Source organism: Pseudomonas asiatica (assembly GCF_040214835.1).
In the GTDB taxonomy this organism is placed as follows: domain Bacteria; phylum Pseudomonadota; class Gammaproteobacteria; order Pseudomonadales; family Pseudomonadaceae; genus Aquipseudomonas; species Aquipseudomonas putida_Z.
On record NZ_CP157874.1, the window covers coordinates 3143615 to 3165251 of the forward strand.

Annotated in this window: 15 protein-coding genes; 9 read left to right on the forward strand and 6 right to left on the reverse strand. The window is 63.7% G+C overall.

Translation table 11 applies throughout. The features are described from left to right. Position 1: 1 nt before the first annotated feature. Positions 2-2068, reverse strand: a complete 2067-nt coding sequence (locus ABNP31_RS14130; RefSeq protein WP_350012408.1) for an ATP-binding protein — start codon at positions 2066-2068, stop codon at positions 2-4. Positions 2069-2242: 174 nt separating this feature from the next. Between ABNP31_RS14130 and ABNP31_RS14135 the strand changes: the two genes are divergently transcribed. Together ABNP31_RS14135 and ABNP31_RS14140 are read left to right on the forward strand one after the other, a co-directional pair. Next, positions 2243-2923 carry a type 1 glutamine amidotransferase domain-containing protein gene (locus ABNP31_RS14135; protein ID WP_085665729.1) on the forward strand — a complete coding sequence of 227 codons (681 nt, stop codon included), beginning with the start codon at positions 2243-2245 and terminating at the stop codon, positions 2921-2923. Between the two features lie 133 nt (positions 2924-3056). Next, positions 3057-3842 carry a CSS-motif domain-containing protein gene (locus ABNP31_RS14140; protein ID WP_238066393.1) on the forward strand — a complete coding sequence of 262 codons (786 nt, stop codon included), beginning with the start codon at positions 3057-3059 and terminating at the stop codon, positions 3840-3842. A 40-nt stretch (positions 3843-3882) separates the two neighbouring features. Here ABNP31_RS14140 and hppD read toward each other — a convergent pair whose 3' ends face one another. Next, positions 3883-4959, reverse strand: coding sequence for a 4-hydroxyphenylpyruvate dioxygenase (gene hppD / locus ABNP31_RS14145; protein ID WP_025339331.1), 1077 nt, complete (start codon positions 4957-4959; stop codon positions 3883-3885). 299 nt (positions 4960-5258) lie between these two features. On the opposite strand from hppD, the gene ABNP31_RS14150 reads away from it, so the two are divergent. Beyond that, positions 5259-6845, forward strand: coding sequence for an EAL domain-containing protein (locus ABNP31_RS14150; protein ID WP_085665728.1), 1587 nt, complete (start codon positions 5259-5261; stop codon positions 6843-6845). A 32-nt stretch (positions 6846-6877) separates the two neighbouring features. Then, entirely contained in the window at positions 6878-7765 is an 888-nt protein-coding gene (rarD, locus tag ABNP31_RS14155) for an EamA family transporter RarD (protein ID WP_025339333.1), read from the forward strand. Here rarD and ABNP31_RS14160 read toward each other — a convergent pair. Then, entirely contained in the window at positions 7728-9299 is a 1572-nt protein-coding gene (locus tag ABNP31_RS14160; protein WP_085665727.1) for a TerC family protein, read from the reverse strand. The two genes, rarD and ABNP31_RS14160, sit on opposite strands and share 38 nt — an antisense overlap. A 394-nt stretch (positions 9300-9693) precedes the next feature. Here ABNP31_RS14160 and ABNP31_RS14165 point away from each other — a divergent pair, with 394 nt between their 5' ends. Continuing rightward, positions 9694-10281, forward strand: a complete 588-nt coding sequence (locus ABNP31_RS14165; RefSeq protein WP_350012409.1) for a LysE family translocator — start codon at positions 9694-9696, stop codon at positions 10279-10281. Positions 10282-10373: 92 nt separating this feature from the next. Here ABNP31_RS14165 and ABNP31_RS14170 read toward each other — a convergent pair whose 3' ends face one another. Beyond that, the gene (locus ABNP31_RS14170; protein ID WP_350012410.1) at positions 10374-11156 is read right to left on the reverse strand and encodes an AraC family transcriptional regulator; all 783 of its coding nucleotides are present in this window, start codon (positions 11154-11156) and stop codon (positions 10374-10376) included. 162 nt (positions 11157-11318) lie between these two features. Between ABNP31_RS14170 and ABNP31_RS14175 the strand changes: the two genes are divergently transcribed. The 4 genes from ABNP31_RS14175 (at position 11319) to ABNP31_RS14190 (ending at position 18737) form a co-directional block, all read left to right on the forward strand. Further along, positions 11319-15146: a leucine-rich repeat domain-containing protein gene (locus ABNP31_RS14175; protein WP_350012411.1), complete on the forward strand. Its 3828-nt coding sequence runs from the start codon at positions 11319-11321 to the stop codon at positions 15144-15146. 148 nt (positions 15147-15294) lie between these two features. Beyond that, positions 15295-16914, forward strand: coding sequence for an NADP-dependent glyceraldehyde-3-phosphate dehydrogenase (locus ABNP31_RS14180; RefSeq protein WP_025339338.1), 1620 nt, complete (start codon positions 15295-15297; stop codon positions 16912-16914). Positions 16915-17024: 110 nt separating this feature from the next. Continuing rightward, positions 17025-17492, forward strand: coding sequence for a VOC family protein (locus ABNP31_RS14185; protein WP_025339339.1), 468 nt, complete (start codon positions 17025-17027; stop codon positions 17490-17492). Positions 17493-17555: 63 nt separating this feature from the next. Beyond that, positions 17556-18737 carry a hypothetical protein gene (locus ABNP31_RS14190; protein ID WP_085588495.1) on the forward strand — a complete coding sequence of 394 codons (1182 nt, stop codon included), beginning with the start codon at positions 17556-17558 and terminating at the stop codon, positions 18735-18737. Between the two features lie 664 nt (positions 18738-19401). Here ABNP31_RS14190 and ilvA read toward each other — a convergent pair. Together ilvA and ABNP31_RS14200 are read right to left on the reverse strand one after the other, a co-directional pair. Continuing rightward, positions 19402-20961: a threonine ammonia-lyase, biosynthetic gene (gene ilvA / locus ABNP31_RS14195; protein ID WP_350012412.1), complete on the reverse strand. Its 1560-nt coding sequence runs from the start codon at positions 20959-20961 to the stop codon at positions 19402-19404. A 181-nt stretch (positions 20962-21142) separates the two neighbouring features. Further along, the gene (locus tag ABNP31_RS14200; protein WP_025339342.1) at positions 21143-21574 is read right to left on the reverse strand and encodes a PACE efflux transporter; all 432 of its coding nucleotides are present in this window, start codon (positions 21572-21574) and stop codon (positions 21143-21145) included. Between the last annotated feature and the right edge of the window lie 63 nt (positions 21575-21637).

Here is a 21637-nt window from a genome sequence, read left to right on the forward strand (position 1 = left end):
TTCACTCCTCCAGCATGCGTAGCGCCTCATCCACCAGGTCCGCCAGCGCGAACGGCTTGTTCATCAATGCCGTGCCCGGCTGCTCGAGCAACTGCGCTTCGATCGGCTGACCCGCATAGCCGGTGATGAACAGGATCTTCTGCAACGGCAGCTGCATGCGCATGGCCTTGGCCACCTGGCGGCCACTGAAACCACCCGGCAAGCCGATGTCGGTGATTACCAGGTCGAACGGGCCGTCATGGCGGAAGCGCTCCAGCGCACTATTGGCGTCGCCCACATCAATGACCTCGAAACCACGCTCGGTCAGGTACTCGCGCATCACCGCACGCAAACCGAGCTCGTCATCGACCAGCAACAGGCGCTGCCCCCCGGCCAGGCGCTGCGAGCGCTGCACCAGCGCGGGCGCCTCGGGTACCGGGTCATGGCACCTTGGGAAAAGCATGCAGACCTTGGTGCCCTGGTTCGGCTCCGACTCGATCCAGGCGTAGCCCCCCGACTGGCCGACAAACCCATACACCATCGACAAGCCAAGCCCTGAGCCACGCCCGACCGGCTTGGTGGTGAAGAACGGTTCAAAGGCCCTGGCAATGTCCACCGCCGGCATGCCGCAGCCATCATCCTCCACATGCAAGGCCACGTAGTCGCCTGGCGGCAGGCCGCCCTCATCCGGGAAACACGCCGTCAGCCGCTGGTTGACACTGCGCAGCGTGACATTGCCGCGATCCAGGCACGCTTCGCGGGCGTTGGTGCAAAGATTGATCAAGGCATTTTCAAGCTGGGAAACATCAAGGTTCACCGCCCACGGTGTGACATCCAGCTGCCAGTGCAAACGCATCTCGGCGCCCAGCGTGCTGCGCAGCAGTGGTTCGCTCAAGCGCAATTGCCGGTTGAAATCCAGCGGCCTGGGCGCCAAAGGTTGATGACGGGAAAACGCCAGCAAGCGATGGGTCAGCTCCATGGCACGCTGCACCGAATCACGCGCCACCTCGACATAGGTCTCCACGCGCTCCAGCCGTCCTTCCTGCAGGCGCCGTTGCAGCAACTCCAGGCTGCCGCCGATGCCGGACAACAAGTTGTTCAGTTCATGGCCCATGCCCCCGGCCAACTGGCCAACCACTTCCAGGCGTTCGTTGTTGCGCATCAGGGCTTCGGATTGACGCGCGGCCTCTTCATGCTCCTCGGTGATGTCCCGGCCAACGGCAGTCAGCAGGCTGCCATCGAACCGCGCACTCCAGCGAAAACAGTGGTAATGGCCATCGCAGTGACGCAGGCGCGTCTCAATCTGCTCGGCATTGCGGTATTGCAGGCACCCGGAAACCGCCACCTCAACCTCGGCGCGATCGGCCGGATGTACCAGATCCAATACCGGAACACCCTGTACCTGCTCCTCGGCCCAGCCCAGAATGCGGTACCAGGCGGGGTTGGCGGCATGCACCTTCAGCTCGGGCGTAACCGTCATCATCGCATCACGCGACAACTGCCAGAACTGCTCGCGCTCCACCAGGTGTCGCTCGACCTGCTGCTCGAAGCTTTGCGCCTGCTCGCGCCAGTGGCGGTGCGCCTCGACGCTGGCCGTGGTCTCGATCACCGCGTGCAGAAAACCTGCCACGTTGCCCAGTTCATCGCGCAACGGTGTGTAGCCGAACGCATACCACAACGGCTCCCCGCCTTCGCCGCAGGCAAGACGCAGTGGTGGGTCCTCGACAAAACTCGAGTGCCCTTCGAGCGCCTTGAATACCCACGGCCCCATCGCCGGCCATACATCGCTCCAAAGCGCATCGAAGGCCATGCCCAATGCATCCGGGGCAACCGGCCGCAACGCCCGGTAGCCAGCATTGTGGACAACGTTGAGGTCTGGCCCCCAGACCACGGCACACGGGAACGGTGTCAAGTGCATCATGTCGACGGCAATGCGCAATGAGGCCGGCCAGCGCGGCAGCGGCCCGAGCGATGTGCGCCCCCAGTCGAACTGTACAATCCGTTCGCCCATGAGGTCGGCCGGTGCCAGTACAGGCGCCTGCAGAATGACCGTCGACGCAGGCTCGCGCGGCGTACCGTTTTCGACCACTATCGTGACTCCAGCATGGTTCAGGAAAAGTATGGGCGCCCCGTGAATGTGGTTCACGGTAGCACAACACACGCCACGCAATATGGCGTACTTGCACCTGAGAGCTATGCTCATTAGGTTTTCCCTCGGGCCAGGGAGCAACGGCCCATTCAGGTTGCCGACGGGAGCGTGGTCATGAGCAAGAAAATGCTGGTGGTGCTGACCAATACAGCCAAGTATCCGACCCTCAAACGGGCGACCGGGTTGTGGCTGGGGGAAGCCGTGCACTTTGTCGAAAAAGTCGAGAAAGCCGGTTATACGGTCGATTATGTCAGCCCGCTGGGCGGCTACGTACCCGTCGACCCGCATAGCCTGCAAATGGCCCCCGACCTGGACTGGCAGTGGTATGACGACAAGCGCTTCATGACCCGCCTGGGCACCACCTTGAGCCCTGGCCAGGTAAAGGCCGAAGAGTACCGCGTCATCTACTACACCGGCGGGCACGGGGTGATGTATGACTTTCCCGACAACCAGCCGCTGCAAGACCTGGCACGCCGGGTCTACGAGAACAAGGGCATAGTCGCAGCGGTCTGCCATGGTGTTGTCGGGCTGCTGAACATCAAGCTCAGCGATAACAGCCTGTTGCTCAAGGATCGTCAGGTGACCGGCTTCTCCAATACCGAGGAGAAACTGGTCGAACTGGACAAGGTGGTCCCCTTCCTGACGGAAAACGAGCTGGGCGCGCGCGGCGGTATCTACAGCAAGCATGAAGACCCGTGGCAGCCGTTCGCGGTGGCCGATGATCGGCTGATCACCGGGCAGAACCCGGCCTCCACGGCACTACTGGCCGAAAAAGTGCTCGCCAAGCTGAAGTAAAGCCGACAACGAGGTTCTGCTTTTCTGTAAAACTGCAACACTTTTGGCCTACAGCCGGGGGCGTCATCAAGCACATAGGATCAGCGCTGACCTGTTCAACCCGAACAGCAAGGTTCAACGGAGCGGCGGTCCTATGGCAGCAATACCGAGTGTCGGCATCAACTGGCGGAAACTACTGCTGATATTGTCCATCGGCGCAATACCGGTGCTATCCGGGTTACTGATGATGGACTATCAGTTGGAAAGAAAACTTGAGGAGAATGCCAAGGTTTCTGTTCAAGAGGCGGTTTTCAGCATCGACCAGGCACTGGGCCGCATGGAAGGCGATCTGGACCTGATCCTGCCATTGGCAGGCAAGCCCTGTGACGAAGTGCTCGGTACGCTGGAGCAGAGAGTCGCCAACAGCCCGCACCTTCGCTCTTTGATACTCACCCGCGACCAACAAGCGTATTGTGCGACGGACATGGACCCTTTGGCGTACAACTCGGCATTTGCCCTGTCCGGACGGCAGACAGAGCTGGCATTCGACGCGCCATCGTCGCCTAACGCGGCGATCATCAAGATCCAGAGACCGCACAGCGACCCCGGGATAATCGCAACCGCATACGGTCGGCAGTTGCGTGACGAACTGCGTGCTTTCCAGGACGGGCTGACATTGCTTCTGGAGTTCAACGACCTGTATATCTGGAGCGAGGGAGACAGCCGCGACGCACGACGCCCCTCCCAGGCCGAATTCACCGAGCGAACGGTGTCCCAGAAATATGGCTACATGGTGATCGGCGGCTACCCAAAAGGGTACGCCGCCCAGGAGTTTCGCCTATCCCTTCACCAGGTGCTGCCCTCGCTGGTACTGGTCGGGGTCGCCAGCATGTTCATCATGTACCTGGGCCTGACCATTTCGGGCAAGAAGAAGGGTTGATACCGCCGCCATCGAGTCGTGACGGCGGTACTCTCGGGGATCAGTCGGTGCTCAGCACACCACGGCGTACCTGGTCGCGCTCGATCGATTCGAACAGGGCCTTGAAGTTGCCCTCGCCAAAGCCGTCGTCACCCTTGCGCTGGATGAACTCGAAGAACACCGGGCCGAGCAAGGTCTCGGAGAAGATCTGCAGCAGCAGGCGCTTGTCGTCAGGCTGGGAGGCGCCATCGAGGAGGATGCCGCGTGCTTTCAGCTGATCTACCGGCTCGCCGTGACCTGGCAAGCGCTCCTCGAGCATCTCGTAGTAGGTTTGCGGCGGTGCCGTCATGAAACGCATGCCGAAGCCCTTGAGGGCGTCCCAGGTCTTGAGCAGGTCATCGGTCAGGAAGGCGACGTGCTGGATGCCTTCGCCGTTGAACTGCATCAGGAACTCTTCGATCTGCCCGGAGCCCTTGGACGATTCTTCGTTCAGCGGGATACGGATCATGCCATCCGGTGCGGTCATGGCACGCGAAGTCAGGCCGGTGTACTCACCCTTGATGTCGAAGTAGCGGATTTCGCGGAAGTTGAACAGCTTCTCGTAGAAGCCGGCCCAGTACGACATGCGCCCGCGATAAACGTTGTGGGTGAGGTGGTCGATGATCTTCAGGCCGGCACCCACCGGGTTGCGGTCCACACCCTCGATGAACTTGAAGTCGATGTCGTAGATCGAGCTGCCTTCCTCGAAACGGTCGATCAGGTACAGCGGCGCACCGCCGATACCCTTGATCGCCGGCAGGCGCAGCTCCATCGGCCCGGTTTCGATTTCCACCGGCTGGGCGCCCAGTTCGAGGGCGCGGGCATAGGCCTCGTGGGCGTTGCGCACGCGGAACGCCATGCCGCATACCGACGGGCCGTGTTCGGCGGCGAAGTACGAGGCGATGCTCTTGGGTTCGTTGTTCAGGATCAGGTTGATGTCACCCTGGCGATACAGGTGCACATCCTTGGAACGGTGGGTAGCCACCTTGGTGAAGCCCAGCATCTGGAATACCGGCTCGAGTACGCCAGGGGTCGGCGAAGCCAGTTCGATGAATTCGAAGCCCATCAGGCCCATTGGATTGTCGAAGATATCAGCCATGTTCGTGTCCTCATCTGCAGCGAAAAATTATTGATTGCGTGGGATGTGGCACGGAAACGGCGGTGAGCACGGGATACCCCGCACGCTGCGGGCGAGGAAGTCACCTATTATCAGCTTGAACCCATGGTATGTCATATGGACCCATTCTCGGCGGGCTTGATCCTTCGGTATCGAAGGACCTTATTGTTGTATTCGTAAATCGATTCTACATTGCGTAAAATGGTTTGTCGCGCTTTAGTTGCTCACGGCTTCCGACAAGCGGCTATCCTCTCGTAATCCTTCCTACAGATCAGGTCAGCATGCCCCTTACCGTCAAACGCCGCGCCGGCTTCGGCTGGCGCACCCTGTTGCCCTGGGTCGTCGGCGTGCTGCCGGTGGCGTGCGGCCTGACCGTGATGAACTGGCAGATCGAGCGCGAAATGCAGGCCAGCAGCCAGGCCACCGCCCGCCAGGTGGTGGAACACGTCGAGCGCATTCTCGACAACCTGTCCAGCGCTGCCAATGCCCTGCTGCCACTTGTCGACAGCCCGTGCGACGAGGCCCAGCTCATGCTGCGCGCCCAGGTCACGCGCAAAGCCTTCGTGCGCTCGACCAACCTGTTCCGGCACAACGCCCTTTATTGCACCTCGCTGTTCGGCGCATTCGACGAGCCGGTCAACCCCGGCGACTACATCGACGGCAAGCTGTGGCTGATGGATGGCAACTCGGTCACCCCAGGCCACCCGCTGCTGGTGTATCGGGCCAGCGATGGCGACCGCGGCGCGATCAGTACGGTGGATGGCGAACACCTGCTGACGGCGCTGCGCCTGATCGGCCCCGATGAAGAGCTGCAGATCCGCGTGGGCGATGCCTGGCTGGGCAAGGATGGCATCGTGCACAAGGGCGTGCCCCCTGCCGCGGCCAGCGCGAATGTGCAGCTGGGCTCGACCCGTTACCCGTTCAGCGTGCATGGCGGCTACGGCGCCGACAAGCAGGGCCAGCTGTGGCGCAGCCACTACCCCGCCCTGTTCGGCTTGCTGCTGGTACTGGGCGCGGTGGCCGCCCTGGTGTGCCGCTGGCAGGTTCGCCGCGCCACCTCGCCCCGTGCCGAACTGCGTCGGGCCCTGGAGGCCGACGAGTTCCTGCCGTACTTCCAGCCGGTGGTGCGCAAGGGCGACTACCGCTGGGCCGGCGCCGAAGTGCTGATGCGCTGGAACCACCCGCGCGAAGGCCTGGTACGCCCCGACCTGTTCATCCCCTACGCCGAACACAGCGGGCAGATCGTCGCCATGACCCGTGCGCTGATGATGCACACCGCGCAGAACCTGGCACCCTATGCCGGGCTGCTGGAGGACGGTTTCCATATCGGCATCAACATCACTGCCGACCACTGCCGCGACTTCAGCCTGCTGGACGACTGCCGCACCTTCCTTCAGCACTTCCCGCCAGGCCGGGTGGTGCTGACCCTGGAGCTGACCGAGCGCAAGCTGATCGAGGCCACGCCGGTGGCTCTGGAACTGTTCGAAAAGCTCGACGCCATGGGTGTGAAGATTGCCCTGGACGACTTCGGCACCGGCCAGTCGAGCCTCAACTACCTGCGCCAGTTCAAGGTCGACTACCTGAAGATCGACCAGAGCTTCGTCGCCATGATCGGTGCCGACGCGCTGTCGGTACACATCCTCGAGACCATCATCGAGCTGTCGGCCAAGCTGGGCCTGGGCATCGTTGCCGAGGGCGTGGAAACCGAAGCCCAGCGCGACTACCTGGCCCGTCACGAGGTGGACTTCCAGCAGGGCTACCTGTTCGCCAGGCCCATGCCGGCTGCTCAATTCCTCGAGGCGCTGGCGGCACGCCCGGCTGCGTCGCGGTTGCCGCAAGCCGCGCCCCCTGAGATCATGCGCGGCTGATCCACCCGCTCAATTCCCTATTCGAGGCATTCGTGTCAAAAGGCATTCTTTCGTCGGTCATGGCGTCCTGTCTGTTCGCCGTGATGTACTTCTATACCTCTCTGCTCACGCCGCTCGATGGCGAAGAGATCTTTGGCTGGCGCACCCTGTTGACGCTGCCCTGCCTGACCCTGTTCATGCTTGTCTCGAAAGACTGGAAACGGGTGGGTGAACTGCTTGCCCGGGTAAAACGCACGCCGCTGCTGTTACTGGGCATGGTCGCCACATCGTGGCTGATGGGCGTGCAGCTGTGGCTGTTCCTCTGGGCACCCCTGCACGGGCGCAGCCTGGAAGTGTCGATGGGCTACTTCCTGCTGCCGCTGGCCATGGTCCTGACCGGGCGCCTGGTGTATGGCGAGCGCCTGTCACGCCTGCAGAAGGTGGCCGTGGCCTGCGCCGCGCTGGGCGTGGGCCACGAGCTGTACCAGCATGGCAGTTTCGCCTGGGAAACCCTGGTGGTGACGATCGGCTACCCGATCTACTTCGTGTTGCGCAAGCGCTGCCGCACCGAACACCTGGGCGGCCTGTGGTGCGACATGTGCCTGCTGTTGCCCTGGGCGTTGTACTTCGTGATCCAGGGCCCGCTTTCCCCTGCCGATCTGCAGGCACACCCCGGGCTGTATGCGTTGATCCCGATCCTCGGGGCGATCAGCGCCTCGGCCCTGATCGCCTACGTGCTGGCCAGCCGCCTGCTGCCGTTCAGCCTGTTCGGCCTGCTCAGCTACGTCGAACCGGTGCTGCTGGTGGGCGTGGCGCTGCTGCTGGGCGAAACCATCGGCCCGGATCAGTGGCTGACCTACCTGCCGATCTGGGCCGCGGTGCTGGTGCTGGTGATCGAGGGCTTCAAGCACCTGCTGCGTCAACGTCGCCGCTCGGTGTAAGCCGAACCTGGCGCACCCGCCGCTCCTCGACCGCCTCCACGGTCAGCGTCCAGCCATTCCAGGCCAGGCGGTCACCCACCATGGGCAGGCGGTCGAGCAGGCTCATCACCAGGCCCGCGAGGGTCTGGTAGTCCTCGGTGGCGCGGGCGCTGAAGCCGGTACGCGCCTGCACCTGGCTCAGGTTCAACGCACCGCTGACCACAAAGCCTTCACCTTCCTGGACGATGCCCGGGCCTTCGACCTCGCTGGCATCCGGCAGCTCGCCGGCAATCGACTCGAGGATATCGGTCATGGTCAGCAGGCCGGTGAAGTCACCGAACTCGTTGACGACGAAGGCGATGTGCGTCGACTGGCCTCGCATCTGCTCCAGGGCGTTGAGGATGCTGAAGCTTTCCAGCAGGTTCAGCGGTACCCGGGCCATGCCTTCCAGATCGGGCTGGCTACCCGACAGCAGTTCCTTGAGCAGCTCCTTCTTGTGCACGAAGCCCAGCGGCTCGTCCACGCGGCCATCGCGGATCAATGGCAGGCGCGAGTACGGCGAATTGGCCAGGGCCAGGGCAATCGCGTCGGCCGGCTGCGCCAGGTCGATCACATCGACCTCGGCGCGGGCGGTCATCACCGTGCGGATCGGCCGCTCGGCCAGGTTCAGCACGCCACTGATCATCACCCGTTCACGGCGGTCGAACAGCACCTGCTCCTCACCGCCTTCGACCAAGTCGGCGATTTCCTCGCCCACCTCGTCCGCCTCGACCCGGCGGCCACCCAGCAGGCGCAGCACGGCATGCGCGGTGCGCTCACGCAGCGGCCGGTGCTGCTGCAGGCTGCGCTTGCGGCGGGCACGGGCCAGCTGGTTGAACAGCTCGATCAGGATCGAGAAGCCGATGGCCGCGTACAAGTAGCCTTTCGGGATATGGAAGCCCAGGCCTTCGGCGGTAAGGCTGAAGCCGATCATCATCAGGAAGCCCAGGCACAGCATGATCACCGTAGGGTGGGCGTTGACGAAGCGGGTCAGCGGCTTGCTGGCAACGATCATGATGCCGATCGAGAAGATCACCGCGATCATCATCACCGACAAATGCTCGACCATGCCCACCGCGGTAATCACCGCGTCCAGCGAGAACACCGCATCGAGCACCACGATCTGCGCAACGATCGGCCAGAACGCAGCGTGGCGCACCGCGCCACTGGCCTGGGTCACATGGCCTTCCAGGCGCTCGTGCAGCTCCATGGTGGCCTTGAACAGCAGGAACACGCCACCGAACAGCATGATCAGGTCACGGCCGGAGAAGCTCTTGTCGAACACCTCGAACAATGGCGCGGTCAGCGTGACCATCCACGAGATACTGGCCAACAGGCCCAGACGCATGATCAACGCCAGGCTCAGGCCAATGACCCGCGCGCGGTCGCGCTGATGCGGCGGCAGCTTGTCGGCGAGGATGGCGATGAACACCAGGTTGTCGATACCCAGCACCAGCTCGAGGACGATAAGCGTCAACAGGCCCAGCCAGGCCGTGGGGTCGGCTAGCCATTCCATTAGCGGGTACTCACGAGGGCAGCGTCACGAGGACGGGAGAAGGAAGGCCTTGAAGGCCGGGGACTGGGGGGCTCCGCGAAGGTGCTCATATGGACCTTGATAGCAAATTGGGAAAATGATCCTACAAGCACAGCAGCTTTCCGTAATAGCGCAAAACTATTACAAAACCTGTAACAACCTTGTAGGAGCGGCCTTGTGTCGCGATCGGGCCGCACAGCGGCCCCAGCTGTTGATGCAGCGCTGCTGAAACCCGGGGGCCTTGTGCGGCCCGATCGCGACACAAGGCCGCTCCTACACAAAAATGCGCTGGCCGGGCGTGAGGTACTTTTCTTCAATACCGCAGGCTGTCGATGCCCGAGCATGGAGGCCACCCTCAACCAAACGGATCCCCCTCATGAGCCTGTCCCTGTCCATGGCCGCTTTCGCACTGGCGGCCTCGATCTCCCCCGGCCCGGTCAACATCGTTGCGCTGGGCAGCGGTGCCCGCCATGGCCTGCGTGCCAGCCTGGCGCATGTGGCTGGCGCCACGCTGGGCTTCTGCCTGTTGCTGGTGCTGGTCGGGCTGGGCCTGCATCAGTTGTTGCTGCGCTGGCCTTTGCTGGGCCTGCTGTTGCACTGGGGCGGCGTGGCGTTCCTGCTGTACATGGCATGGAGGCTGGCCAGCGACGATGGGCAGCTGGGCAGTGCCCATCCCGCCCAGGCCCCCTCGGCCTGGCACGGCGCGGCGATGCAATGGCTCAACCCCAAGGCGTGGCTGGCAGCGGTGGCCGGGGTGGGTGCCTACACCGGCGGCGAGCAGCAGTTGCTGTGGCTGTTTGCCTGGATCTACGGGCCGATCTGCTTCATTTCGGTGGCCTGCTGGGCGTGGGCCGGGAGCGTGGTTCGCCAGTACCTGGGCAACCCACGGCACATGCGCCTACTGAATCGGGGCTTGGCGGTGCTGCTAGTGGGCAGTGCGGTTTATCTGGTCATTCAAGGCTAGCTGCACCAGCCCTATCGCTGCCCTCAAGACCTGCACTGTACCTGTAGGAGCTGGCTTGCCGGCGATAGGGCCATCACAGCCAAAATGGCAATTCAGCCGAATGCATTGCGGTAATGCCCCGGCGTCGCCGCCAGGTGCTGCTTGAAGGCCCGCTGCAGGTGCGCCTGGTCGGCAAACCCAGCCTCCTGCGCAACTTCGGCGATTGCCCGGCCCTGGCGCAGTTGCGCCCTGGCCAGCTGCACGCGCTGGTCGAGCAGGTAGCCATGCGGTGTCAGGCCGAAGCGTTGGCGGAACGCGCGAATCAGGTAGGACCGCGACAGGCCGCAGGCCGCGCAGATGTCGTCCAGGCTCAGCGGGTCGCCACGATGGGCGCGTATGAACGCTGCCGCCGCGTCCAGTCGCGGGTTGCCCTCGTCGTTCACGCTGGCATTACCGCCAAGCATGCCAGGCAGTGCGCCAAACAGTGCCGCCAGGCGGCCTTCGCGGTCCGGCACGCTGGCGTCGAACAGGTCGGCAAAGGCCTGCAGCAGGCACCGGTACAATACCGGCGAGCTACTCCAGGCCTGGGACGGCAAGGCAAACCCCAGCGCCTGCAACCAGGGCATGTCGACGAACAACATCAGGTAGGACCATGGCTCCCCGGCGATGGGGTTGCAGGCGTGCACCACGCCTGGGCTCATCAATACCGTGGCACCAGCCGCCACCTCGATGCACTGGTCACCGTACAGGTAGGTGCTGCGCCCCCCCGTGATCACCCCGATGGAAAAGCTCTCGTGGGAATGCGCGGCGTAGCACACCTGGCGCCCGTCCCCTACCCGCCGGGCTTCGACGAAGGGCAACGCCGGGTCGCGCCAGAACCGTGATACTTCGATCATCCCTCACCCCGCTCGCCGCTGCCATGCGCCTGGATACTACACGCTTGTCACGGAATCAGCAGGCAACCGCAGGCCATATATCCAGCCCGCGTTATCCCATTACCACTTGGCCATCGATAAATACCGTTTGATGCCCCCTCTTTGCATGAAAGGAGCATCGACATGCCAGCCATCAACCCTCATCAACCCTTGCTCGAGGCGCAGCTGCCGCACTGGGCACGCCAGGTAACGCCCAATCAATGGGCCGCGTTGAAGCGAACCCAGATCGCCCCGTGGAAGGCGCAGGACTGGTTCGCCAATGCTGCCCCCGACCTGCGTGACACAGTGCATGCCAGCCAGGCGCGCCTGATGCAGGCGCAAGCAGCCTTGGCCGGCTCGCTCAAAGGCCTGAAACAGATCACTGAATTCGCCGAGCCATTGCTGCAACGACGTCTTGCCGAACAAGGCTTTCACGCGCCGCTGCGCAATAGCCAACTGCTGCGGGTCGAGCGCAACTGGCACTGGGCCGCCCTGCGCTATCTTTACCGCCATCGTCGCGACAACCTGCTACAGGCCGCCCTGCAGAACTTCGCCAGCGACGAAGTGTTCACCGCTGAAAGTGCCATTGCCCTGGGCGACAACATTCAGGTGACGCCGATTCTGGTGCAAGGCTCCGCCCCCTTCGGCATGCAATCACCCGTCGCGCACTTTCCATTGCAGTCGGAGCACTATCAGGTGGAACGGCTGCCACTTGAGCCGGCCGCTTTCGCCACACAGTGCCGTGACCTGGACCTGGGTGAGGCTTACCAGACCCACCTGGAACAACACCTTGCCCAGCCCGCTACCCGAGCCTTGGCCATCAAGGTTCAGAAAGACCGCCTGCGCCTGGCGGCCGACCTTGCCTATCTGCGGCACCTGCTTGACGGCAGCACGCGCGATCAGGTCGAACAGCTGTTGCAGGGTGGTGCCGTGAGGTGCTGGCAACTGGCGCTGTTCGGCACGCCCCTGCACGAGGTCATGCTGATCGATGCCGGCAGTGCGGGGCTGGCGCTGTACCTGCCCGCCCATGACCCAGCCCTGCGTCAATGCAGCAACCTGGACGCGGTACACGACACGCTGGCGACCTTGCTGCTGGAGCCCGATGCCCGCCAAGCCTTCACTGCCTACATCAGGCAGGACCAACGCACGCACTTTCTCGACCTGTTGCAGCAGAACCTCGACGCCACAGGCAACACGGCCTTTGACCGCCCTTGGCAGCGCGCAGCGCAAGCGGACCTGCGCCCCACACGCGTGGCTATCACGGCCGAGCCTTTCGGCCACTACCAGGACCTGCACCTGGCCCGCCTCAAGCACGAAGCCAGCCTGCTGGCGGTCCCGACAGCAATGGCCGATGCCAACGCGCGAACCAGGCGCCTGGAGGAATGGGAAAGCCTTGGCCTGGATGCACTCGGTATTGCCGCGTTCTTCGTTCCGGGTGCAGGCACCCTGATGCTGGCCGTCACTGCCTGCCAACTGCTCGGCGAGGCCTTCGAGGGCTACCAGGCCTGGCATGAAGGCGACCGCCACCTGGCGCTGCGCCACCTGGAGGCGGTCGGCCTGAACCTAGCCCTGATCGGAGGGTTCGTGGCAGCGGGCAAGTTCGTGCCCAAGCTGTTCAACAGCCCGTTGATGGAAAGCCTGCAGCAAGTACGTGGCAACGACGGGCGCTACCGGCTCTGGAATGAAGACCTCACCCCCTACCGCAGTGCCGTGACACTGCCCGAAACCCTGCAGCCCAATGCACTTGGCCAGTACCTGTATCAGGGCCGGTATTTCATCCGCATGGACAGCCAGCTCTTCGAACAACGCTTCGATCACGACCTGCAGCAATGGCGGGTCATTCACCCCGACACGCCCGACGCCTGGCAGCCACCGCTGACGCACAATGCCCAAGGTGCCTGGCGCGGCCAGCATGAACAGCCCGGCCAGTGGCCATTCGCGAAGCTGGCGCGCCGTCTCGGCCCTGCATATGCCGCTTTCACGCCAGAACAGCTGACGCAAGCCGGCCGCCTCTGCGGCATCGACGCCGCGCAGTTGTGCCGGGTGCACCTGGAAGGCCGAGCAACGCCCCCGCTGTTGCTCGATGCCCTGCAACGCATGGCGGCACAGGCCGAGGTAGAGGCGTTGGCCGACAGGGCCCCACCGGGCCTGTTCGAGCGCCTCTACAACGGCAGCGCGCCCACCACCCCGTCAACGCAGAAACTGCTCGCTGCCTATCCACGGCTTTCCCCTGCCCTGGCCACGCGTTTGCTGGCACCGCTGGGCGAGGCTGAATCGCTCGCCTGGCAACAGCAGGGTCAGCTACACATTCAGGTTCGCCAGGCACTGGAACAGGTGCACAGCGAGCTGCCCCTGGTTCGCGCCCTGGAGGGCGTGCTTCAGCCAGCCCGGGCCAGCAGCGACAGCGAACGCCTGCTGTTCAGCGCCTTGGATGCCATGCCCGACTGGCCTGCGGACCTGCGCCTGGAGCTGCATGGCGCAAGCCCCCAAGGCCCTTTGCTGGAGCATGTCGGCAGCGACCAGGCCAGCACCCTGCGCCGTGTGATCAAAACGACCGAAGGCTATGAGGTCGACCGGGGCGAGCGCCCTGCACCTGGACCGCGTGATCCGGACCTCTGCCGTGCCATAGAGCAGGCACTGCCACGCTCGCATCGCGATACGCTGGGTATCCCGACGGCCGATGGCAGCTCGCTACGCCAGCGCGTACTGGGTTGGGTCGACCTGCACAGACAGACACTTGCCCAACGCCTCTGGGGTCATCGCGCGCTGCTGCGCAAGCCCATGGGCAGCTTGCGCGGCGGTCGGCCGCTTGACCCCGAACCGCCTCAGCCGCGGCTGGAAGGCTCGCTGGCCGGGGCCTATCGGCGCTTGTTCCCCGACGCCACCGACTGGGAATTCGAAAACTGGCTCGGCAACGACGAGGACAACCCGTACGTCGATGACATTCGCTCACCCACACAGCGGCTGCACGACCTGCAGCAGCGTCTGGATACTTTGCGCCGCGACCTGCATGAATGGGCCCGGCCCGATCCGCAGCGCCCGCACCAGCGGCACCTGGCCATCCGCCCCATCCTCAACGCCTGGCGGCGGCTGTCGACCGTAGCGCTTGAAGGGGGTGGCAGCCTGCACAGCCTGGACCTGTCCGGCCTGGAGCTGGACAACCAGGACTTGGCCAGCCTGGCCTTGCCAGACGACTTCACCCATGTGCAGCACCTGTCACTCAGCTACAACCGTTCACTCAGCCAGTTGCCAACCGGGTTCTACGAGCGCTTCCCCAACCTCAATCGCCTGCTGCTGGCCGACTGCCGGTTCGACACCGTGCCCCGCCTGGGTAACCCTGAGCACCTCGCCTGGCTGGATCTGGAAGGCAACCGCATTACCTGGAGTAGCCAGGCCCAGCAGGCACTGAACCGCTGCTCCGGGCTTGTAGTACTGGACCTTTCGGGCAACCCACTGCTGCAGGCCCCGGACCTGCGCGGCCTGGCCTACCTGAGGACGCTGTTCCTGAACGACTGTGCGCTCAGCGAATTGCCGCAAGGCCTGGACCAGATGATCGAGCCCATCATCGTGGATATTGCCGACAACCAGTTGCTGCGGCTGCCAGACGGTTTCACCGTGCCAAGGCCAGTCGCAGAGGCGCTGCGCCTGGAAAGCGAATGGCTGGGCGCCCCCGTGGTTGCACAGATCGAGGCTTACAACGCTGCGCATCAGGTGGACCTGATGGTATGCGCAAGCGACTATCAGGAATTCTTCGAACAGACCGGCCCGGCAGAACTGGCCCTGTGGCAGCGTTTGCCGCTGCAGTATCGGCGCGACCTCAGGCCCTTGCTTGAACTTGAACCGTTCCTGTCCCACCCAAGGCAAGCCCGTGCAGAGTTCTGGCGGCGTCTGGCCCTGATCGAGGCAGACCCCGCCCTGCGTCAGCAATGGTTGACGCACCCACCGTACGACCTGTTCAACCTCCCGCTTTGACCGCCCCCGGGTGCCTGCCTGCACAACAGGCAGGCATTTGCCGCCATGTTAAGCCAGACTGGTGTTTTTCCGGTGGCCGGTGCATGCTCCTAGCTGAAGCGATTCACCCCGGCTTGAAACCCGCCCAGCAATGTGAGGTGCAGTACCCATGGACCGTCTGCTCGATTCACTCTTCCCCAGCGCCGAGAACATCCCGGAAACCTGGCGCCTGGAAGCCCCCCTGGAACAACGCGACTATCTGGTGAACGGCGAGCTCAGGCGCTGGGACGGACCTCTGGCCACGGTGCGCAGCCCGGTCTGGCTCAAGGAAGGCAACGATGAGCATCAGGTAGTGCTGGGCAGCGCCCCGCTGCTCGATGCCGACACCGCGCTCACCGCCCTCGATGCCGCCGTGCAGGCCTACGACAAAGGCCGTGGCGCCTGGCCGAACATGCGCGTGGCCGAGCGCATCCAGCATGTCGAGACCTTCCTGGCACGCATGCGTGAACAGCGCCAGGCCGTGGTCAAGCTGCTGATGTGGGAGATCGGCAAGAACCTCAAGGATTCGGAAAAGGAATTCGACCGCACCTGCGACTACATCGTCGACACCATCAACGCCCTCAAGGACCTCGACCGCCGTTCCAGCCGCTTCGAGCTGGAACAGGGCACGCTGGGCCAGATCCGCCGTGCACCACTGGGCGTGGCCCTGTGCATGGGGCCATACAACTACCCGCTGAACGAAACCTTCACCACGCTGATCCCGGCGCTGATCATGGGCAACACCGTGGTGTTCAAGCCGGCCAAGTTCGGCGTGCTGCTGATTCGGCCGTTGCTCGAGGCCTTCCGTGACAGCTTCCCGCCAGGGGTGATCAACGTCATCTACGGCCGTGGCCGGGAAACGGTGAGCGCGCTGATGGCCAGCGGCAAGGTCGATGTGTTCGCCTTCATCGGCACGCACAAGGCCGCCAGCGACCTGAAGAAGCTGCACCCGCGCCCGCACCGGCTGCGCGCCGCGCTTGGGCTGGATGCCAAGAACCCGGGCATCGTGCTGCCCCAGGTGGACCTCGACAACGCCGTCGAAGAGGCCGTCACCGGTGCGCTGTCGTTCAATGGCCAACGCTGCACGGCGCTGAAGATCCTGTTCGTCCACGAGGACGTGGTCGATGCCTTCCTCGACAAGTTCCAGCGCAAGCTGGCCGCGCTCAAGCCCGGCATGCCTTGGGAGCCAGGCGTTGCCCTGACGCCGCTGCCCGAGCCCGGCAAGGTCGACTACCTCGACGGCCTGGTCGCCGATGCCACAGCCAAAGGCGCACGCGTGCTCAACGAAGGCGGTGGGCACAGCCGTGGCTCGTTCTTCTACCCGGCCGTGCTGTACCCGGTGAAGAGCGACATGCGCGTGTACCACGAGGAGCAGTTCGGCCCGCTGGTGCCGGTAGTGCCCTACCGCGACCTGCAGACGGTGATCGACTATGTACTGGACTCCGACTACGGCCAGCAACTGAGCCTGTTCGGCAATGACCCGGCGACCATCGGCAGCCTGGTCGACATCTTCGCCAACCAGGTCGGGCGCATCAACATCAACGCGCAATGCCAGCGCGGCCCCGACACCTACCCGTTCAACGGCCGCAAGAACAGCGCCGAAGGCACCCTGTCGGTACATGACGCCCTGCGTGTGTTCTCGATCCGCACCTTGGTCGCAACGCGCTTCCAGGAGGCCAACAAGGAACTGATCAGCGAGATCATTCGCAACCGGCAGTCGAGCTTCCTGACCACCGACTACATCTTCTGACCGCCGCGTTTATAGAGAATCGGTCTATCGCCCCTGTCGATTTTCCATCCGCGCAAACGACTCTAAGCAACAGGGCGCCAACCGGCGCCCACTTCCAAGGAGAGTCGAACATGGCAGCCAAACCCATCCCCGAAGGCCAGCACAGCATCACGCCCTACCTGGCCATCAACGACGCCGCCAAGGCCATCGAGTTCTACAAGAAGGCCTTTGGCGCAGTGGAAATGTTCCGCCTCGATGCCCCTGGCGGCCGCGTTGGCCATGCCGAGCTGAAAATCGGTGATTCGTCGCTGATGCTGGGCGACCCCTGCGACATGGAAGGCGGCCTCACCGCCAGCCAGAAGCTCAGCGGCACAGGCGTGGGCCTGCACCTGTATGTCGAAGACTGCGACAAGGTCTACGCCCAGGCCCTGGCCGCCGGCGGCACCCAGTTGCATCCCTTGACCGACCAGTTCTACGGCGACCGCAGCGGCACCCTGAAAGACCCGTTCGGCAACATCTGGTTCGTTTCCACCCACAAGGAGGACCTGACCCCCGACGAAATTCGCGCCCGCGCAGCGAAGATGTTCGGTGGCAACTGAGCGGTAAGTTGAAAGCGGCGCGACTTTGCTTGAAGCTTGGGGCTCGTAGCTGGGAGCTGCTTCATGCGAATCATCGACAAAACCGCCGCACAGGTCCGTAGCCTGACCCCTGCAGAAGAGGAGCTGCTGGTCGGCTTTGCCACCGGCAGCCTCGCCGGCCCGCGCCTGCTGCAGGCCAACCAGTTGCTGATGAAGGTGCGCAACGCCAACCAGTGGCTGGCCTGCGACTGCCGCAACGATGCCTTGCCGGTACTCAATGTCACCCTCAACGGCAGCACCGGTACGCTGTTTCTCAAGAACAACCCGGGTACCGCCGAACACGCGCCCGGCTGCCCGTTCACCAAGGACGAGCGGGAAGCGGCCGAGCGCGAGAACGACCCCGCGCCACCCGCCGCCTGGCTGCCGCCTGACACACCGTTGCGCCTGATCGGCGATTTTCGCAGCGGCACCGCCGGTGCCGGCGGCGATGGTAGCGAGCGGCGCGACCAACAGCGCCTGCTGTCACTGCTGCTGACCTGGATCGAGACCAGCGGCCTGAACCTGTATGCCACGCATCTGAAAAAGGACCTGACCGGGCAGTTTGCCGAGTTGCGCAGCGTTGCCAGCCGCTATCCGCTGCTGGAACGGGTGCCCGCAAGCAACTACCTGGAAACCCGCCTGGACATGAAGCACATGATGATGCTCAAGTCCCGCCTGCGCGAAGCCACGGTGTTCGGCAACCACCGCCGCCACGGCCTGCTGCTGGACTGCGTGGACCAGATCAAAGGGCGCAAGCTGTTCAACAACCGCAGTGAAGACGGCTTCGACTTCCAGGGCCACCACCTGTACTGGGGCGGCAACCGCACCGCCGGGCCGTTGCTGGCCTTGGCGCTGTACTCGCCGACCAGTGCCGGCAGCCATTTCTACGAGCTGATCCATGTCGCCAGCGTACCGGTGCTGTCCCGCGCCCACCTGTTCCCGGTGTATCGCGACGAAGAGCGCGAGCCGCTCAAGGCCCTGGTATCGCTGGTCGACTGGATGGCCGGCAAAGGTGTGAAAGTACAGATGCGCCGCCCGGTGATCGGCGGCCAGGTGATGGATGAACTGGTAATGACTTCGGACCAGGACCGGGTGTTGTCGGTATCGTTGCTGGAGCAGCCAATCGGCCCCGAACCGGATACCGAGAACTTCAAGCGCTACGCCGACTTCAAGAGCCTGGAAACCTTCCGCAAATTCGTTGCCGGTTTCTTCATGCGTGAGCGCTGAGCCCATCTACCGGCACACACAAAAACTTGTAGGAGCGGCCTTGTGTCGCGATGGCTGCAAAGTAGCCCCGGCAAATCATGCACTAGTGCTGAAACCCAGGGGCCGCTTCGCGGCCCATCGCGACACAAGGCCGCTCCTACAGGTACAGCGACAACCTCGAGATCAACGCTGCACCCGTGGGAGCTGCTTGCCGGCACAAACTCGTCGCTGGCTTCTTCATGCGTGAGCGCTGAGCACCATCTACCAGCACACACAAAACCTTGTAGGAGCGGCCTTGTGTCGCGATGGGCTGCAAAGCAGCCCCGGCAATTCATGCACTAGTGCTGAAACCCAGGGGCCGCTTCGCGGCCCATCGCGACACAAGGCCGCTCCTACAGGTCCAGTGCATGCCTTGAGGGCGACGCTGGCCATGTGGAAGCAACTGTCTTGCTCAAATTCTAAAAGTTGGCGCGATCCCCTGTGGGAGCGGCCTTGTGTCGCGATGGGCTGCAAAGCAGCCCCAGCAATTTCAACTATTGCGCATCAATCCTGGGGCCGCGTTGCGGCCCTTTCGCGACACAAGGCCGCTCCCACAGGTACAGCGACAACCTCGAGATCAACGCTACACCCGTGGGAGCTGGCTTGCCGGCGAAGAAGCCCGTACAGGCTGCATGAGGTTTGCGTATCAACCCAGAAACAGCTTGTACGCCGGGTTGTCGGTCTCATCCCAGTACCGGTACCCCATCTCATCCAGCGCCAACGGCAACCCCGCCAACTCATCCCCCGGTACTTCCAGCGCCGCAAATACCCGTGCCTCCGCGGCACCATGGTTGCGGTAATGGAACAGGCTGATGTTCCAGCGCTTGCCAAGCCGCTCCAGAAAGCCCAGCAAGGCCCCCGGGCGCTCGGGGAATTCGAAGCGCAGCACCCGCTCGTCAGCGCCGGGCGCGGCACGGCCGCCAACGGTATGGCGCACATGCAGCTTGGCCAGTTCGTTGTCGGTCAGGTCCAGTACGCTGTAGCCCTGCTCGCGCAGGCTGGCCAGCAACTGATCGCGCGGGTCGTGCAGCGGGTGTGTCTGCACACCCACGAACAGCCGCGCCTCCTTGCCGGGGTAATAGCGGTAGTTGAACTCGGTGATCTGTCGCTTGCCCAGTGCCTGGCAAAAGGCGCGGAAGCTGCCCGGCTGTTCCGGAATGGTGACAGCGATGATCGCCTCGCGCTGCTCGCCCAGTTCGGCACGCTCGGCCACATGGCGCAGGCGGTCGAAATTGACGTTGGCCCCGGAATCGATCGCCACCAGGGTCTGCCCCTGCACGCCGTCGCGCGCCACGTACTTCTTGATCCCGGCCACGGCCAGGGCCCCGGACGGTTCGGTGATCGAGCGGGTATCGTCATAGATGTCCTTTATCGCCGCGCACAGCTCGTCGCTGCTCACCGTCACCACTTCGTCAACGAAGTGCCGGCACAGCTCGAAGCAATGGGCGCCGATCTGTGCCACCGCCACACCATCGGCGAAGGTGCCGACCTGCGGCAGGATCACCCGCTCACCAGCGGCCATGGCAGCCTGCAGGCAGTTGGAGTCCTCCGGCTCGACGCCGATCACCTTCACCTCAGGGCGCAGGTACTTCACATAGGCGGCAATGCCAGCGATCAGCCCACCGCCACCCACCGGCACGAAGATGGCGTCCAGCGCCCCCGGGCGCTGGCGCAGGATCTCCATGGCCACGGTGCCCTGCCCGGCGATCACATCCGGGTCGTCGAACGGTGGCACGAAGGTGGCACCTTCGCTGTCGGCCAGTTTCAGCGCATGGGCCAAGGCGTGGGGGAAGCTCTCGCCGTGCAGCACTACATGGCCACCGCGCGAACGTACCCCTTCCACCTTCAGCGACGGCGTGGTGGTAGGCATGACGATGGTGGCCTTCATGCCCAGGTGCGATGCCGCCATGGCCACACCCTGGGCATGGTTGCCCGCGGAGGCGGTGATCACGCCGCGCTCGCGCTGCACGGTACTCAGGCGTGACAGGCGGGTGTACGCACCGCGGATCTTGAACGAGAAAGTAGGCTGCAGGTCTTCCCGCTTGAGCAACACCTGGTTGCCCAGGCTGGCAGACAACGCAGGCGCAGCTTGCAAGGGCGTTTCGATGGCCAGGTCGTACACCGGGGCGGCAAGAATGCGCCGCACCTGCTCCGACAGCAGTTGCTGGGGGGTGACGGTAGAACGAGGGCTGACGAAGCTGGTCATCGATGACTCCTTGGCTGTGTTCACGTTGCCCAGGAGTCAGAGAGAAGAAACCCGCCTCCAGGGCGGGTTCGGTGCACGTACGCGCTAGCCCGCCAAGCTGATAATGGCGGTAATAATAATGGCGTTGACGTGCTGGAAAGTATTCATGGGGTAGGAACTTAGCCGGTAGTGGAGCACAAAGTCAACACTTCGCCTGCTGCGCCGAAAGCGGCACATCGAACACCTTGTCGAAGCCCCACTGGAAGACAAACGCGTAAGCGAAGAAGAACACGAACAACGCCAGGTTGGTCAGCAACGCTGCCCACAGGCTGACATCCAGCCAGTACGCCACCAGCGGCAGCAGGATCAGCACCAGCCCGCCCTCGAAGCCCAGCGCATGCAGCAGGCGCCGCAGGAAAGTGCGCTCACGCCGGTGCTGGCGCGCTTCCCAGCGTTCGAACACCCAGTTGTAGGCCATGTTCCAGCTCATCGCGATGCCCGACATCAGCACCGACAGCACGGTCGACTGCGCCATGCCGGCACCGAACGCCAGCTCCAGCGCGGGCGCCACGCAAGCGACGGCGATGGCTTCGTAAAGAATGGCCTGGACGATCTTGCGTGCCTTGCCTTGCATGTTCAGCTCCCTGGGTAAACGACCTGTAAAACTACAAGAAGTGGCCCACAAGAAAAAGCCTGA